4 protein-coding genes are annotated in these 2301 nt (G+C 58.0%); all 4 read right to left on the minus strand.

The window, feature by feature from the left end; all coding sequences use genetic code 11:
• Positions 1-419, minus strand: a 419-nt coding sequence (locus tag AB5Z54_RS09775; RefSeq protein WP_368161406.1) for a Rep family protein, incomplete at its 3' end; no start/stop codon positions are given.
• Between the two features lie 62 nt (positions 420-481).
• Positions 482-751, minus strand: coding sequence for a type II toxin-antitoxin system RelE family toxin (locus tag AB5Z54_RS09780; protein WP_035138972.1), 270 nt, complete (start codon positions 749-751; stop codon positions 482-484).
• Entirely contained in the window at positions 735-971 is a 237-nt protein-coding gene (gene relB, locus AB5Z54_RS09785) for a type II toxin-antitoxin system RelB family antitoxin (RefSeq protein ID WP_035138971.1), read from the minus strand. The genes AB5Z54_RS09780 and relB overlap by 17 nt, the downstream gene beginning before the upstream one ends.
• Positions 972-1014: 43 nt before the next feature.
• On the minus strand, positions 1015-2247 hold the full coding sequence (locus AB5Z54_RS09790) for a plasmid recombination protein (RefSeq protein ID WP_368092396.1): 1233 nt from the start codon (positions 2245-2247) through the stop codon (positions 1015-1017).
• Positions 2248-2301: the final 54 nt, after the last annotated feature.

Consider the following 2301-nt stretch of genomic DNA (forward strand, 5'->3'; position numbering starts at 1 on the left):
GTCGAGAGCTGTTCGAGCTGACCAATGTCGAAGTTGTTTCCCTCGATGCGTGCTTCGACCGGATACAGCTCCTTGCCCTTCTTGCGACAGGAAGCCGTGTCGTGAATCAGATAGTCATACGCATGCCTGATGCTGTTGATTGGCTCGGCTGACGAACAGCACTTCTTGCCGTCCGCGCTCAATCGGTTCAAGACGTTGATGATTGCCTTGCGTGTCGTGTTGCCGCCCCAGACAACAATGACGTGCGCATGCGTCTTGCGCTGCTTGCTCTTCTGGTCATGGTCTATGTCGTGAACCGCATAAGCGAAAGGCACTTGAAGAATGTCGTCTATCTCGTCCTGCCAGTCATCGCGCATGTTCTCTGGGTAGCAGATGCCCTCCCAGAGCTTCACCTTCGTCTCGCCAGCGTTTGCCGCCATGCTATAATCTCCTTGTCTCGAATGCCCCTGCTGCCGCCAAGCTTGCTGGGGCTTTTCTTTTTTTATCTGCGCTTGTAAACCTCGCGTCTATGCGCAACATCGACCACGAGAATGACGAGCCTGCCGTCATTGATGTCGCACAGGATTCGGTAGTCACCGACCCTGTATCGCCACACGCCTGCCAAGTTTCCCGTCAATGCCTTGCCCCTGCTTCTTGGGTCTTCGAGCTTCGCTATCTCGTCAAGCTCGTCAAACACCCGCGCGGCAACGCCCTTATCGAGCTTGCGCATCGCCTTGTCGGCGTTCCTCGTGAAATCAATTCGCCAGGCCACAGTGCGCCCTTACCTCGTCGATGCTGTAGGTCTCAAGCCTGCCAGCACGATAGTCCTCGATATCCTTGAGAATCCCGTACTCGTACTCGAAACGGTCGATAGCTTCTTGCAGGGCTTCGTTAACGTAGAAGCTCCTCGACCTGCCAGTCTCCTTCGCAAGACGGCTGTAGCGCTCGTTCAACTCGGTTGGAATCCTCATTGATGTGACCGCGGTAGCCATGTCGCACCTCCTTGTCGTGTATTACAGGTACTACTATAACACATCATCTAGCCCGCCCGCGATACGTCCTCTGCGGTGCAGCGTGGTCGCGGTTCCACGCATCCGCCGCCCGCTGCGCATCGCGCAGCACGTCATTAAGGCTCTGTTGCCTTGGCTGTTCCCTGCGCATCAGATATTCGAGCGGGCGCGATATTCGGCTTCTAAGCTCTTCCACTTTGATTCGCATTCCCGCAACTCCTGCTCTGATGCGGCTCGCGAGTCCATCGCACTTAACAACGATGTTATCGAGGATTGCGCCGCGCTCAGCTTTTCCCGCAGCTTCCCAGCCCCGAACCTCGGCAGCGATGGAGCGAAGCTCTCCAACGTCTCGCGCAACTCCGTCCGCTCGTTGCCGAAGACACTCCAATCGGTCTTGCTCATCTTCGATATCGAGCTTCACGTCCTCGAGCTGGCTGTCAAGCTCGGCAAGGTCACCCTCCTTGTCGGCAATCTCGGTAACAAGCTCTGCCTTACGCGCTTCGGCATCATTTAGCAAAGCGGCGGCTTCTTCCCTAGCCGCCGCGACGATTCGCGCCGCTTCGTCCTTCGCAGGTTCAACCACGGCCTTATCGACCGCACAGCGTACCTTGTCGATATCCACGGACTTGTCCGTGTACACGCGCTGCGCCCGCGTCTCCTCGTCAAGCTCGATTGCAGGGCGGTAGCCCATGCGCCCCTCTAGGTAATCCCCAAGCTCCTTGTGCATGCTCCGGTAGAAGCTGCGGGGGCACATCTGCTTGTAGTTGAACCGTCCATCTAGGATGGGCGTGAACGGCACGTGCATGTGGTCGCGGGCGGGCGTGCCGTCCTTCAGCACCTCGTCCTTGTGGACGTACCCGCCCATCATGTTCTCGATGCCGAACTTCTTCGACAGGTACCAGTACGTGAGACGGAAGAACCTGTCCTCATCGCCCTTGCGCACATTGTCGGGAAGCGTCACAACAACGTCAGCCATAACGACCGCATCCTTGCGCGTGGCGCGCTTCCCAGCCGCCTTCTGGGCTTCGTTCACGCGCTCGATGCGGCTCTCCACCGTGCCCCAGTTCGGCTCGCTCTCGCGCGGCTCCACGCGCCCCACAACGAGCTTGCCGTCCTTGTTGGTGTAGTGACCGACAACCAAGTCGTTCTTGATGCGCTCGGGGTCGATGTTGTCGCGCTCCAGGCTGCTGCGGTCGCGCCTATAGTGGGCGAGCATGTGCCCGACCGATTGAGCCTTGTACTTCGCTATGTGTGCCATGTCAGAACCGCCTTGCGTCAGATTTTAGCCGACTAAAGTCTAGCACGTTAGACC

It is taken from the genome of Collinsella aerofaciens (assembly GCF_040910185.1).
Lineage (GTDB): Bacteria > Actinomycetota > Coriobacteriia > Coriobacteriales > Coriobacteriaceae > Collinsella > Collinsella aerofaciens_BF.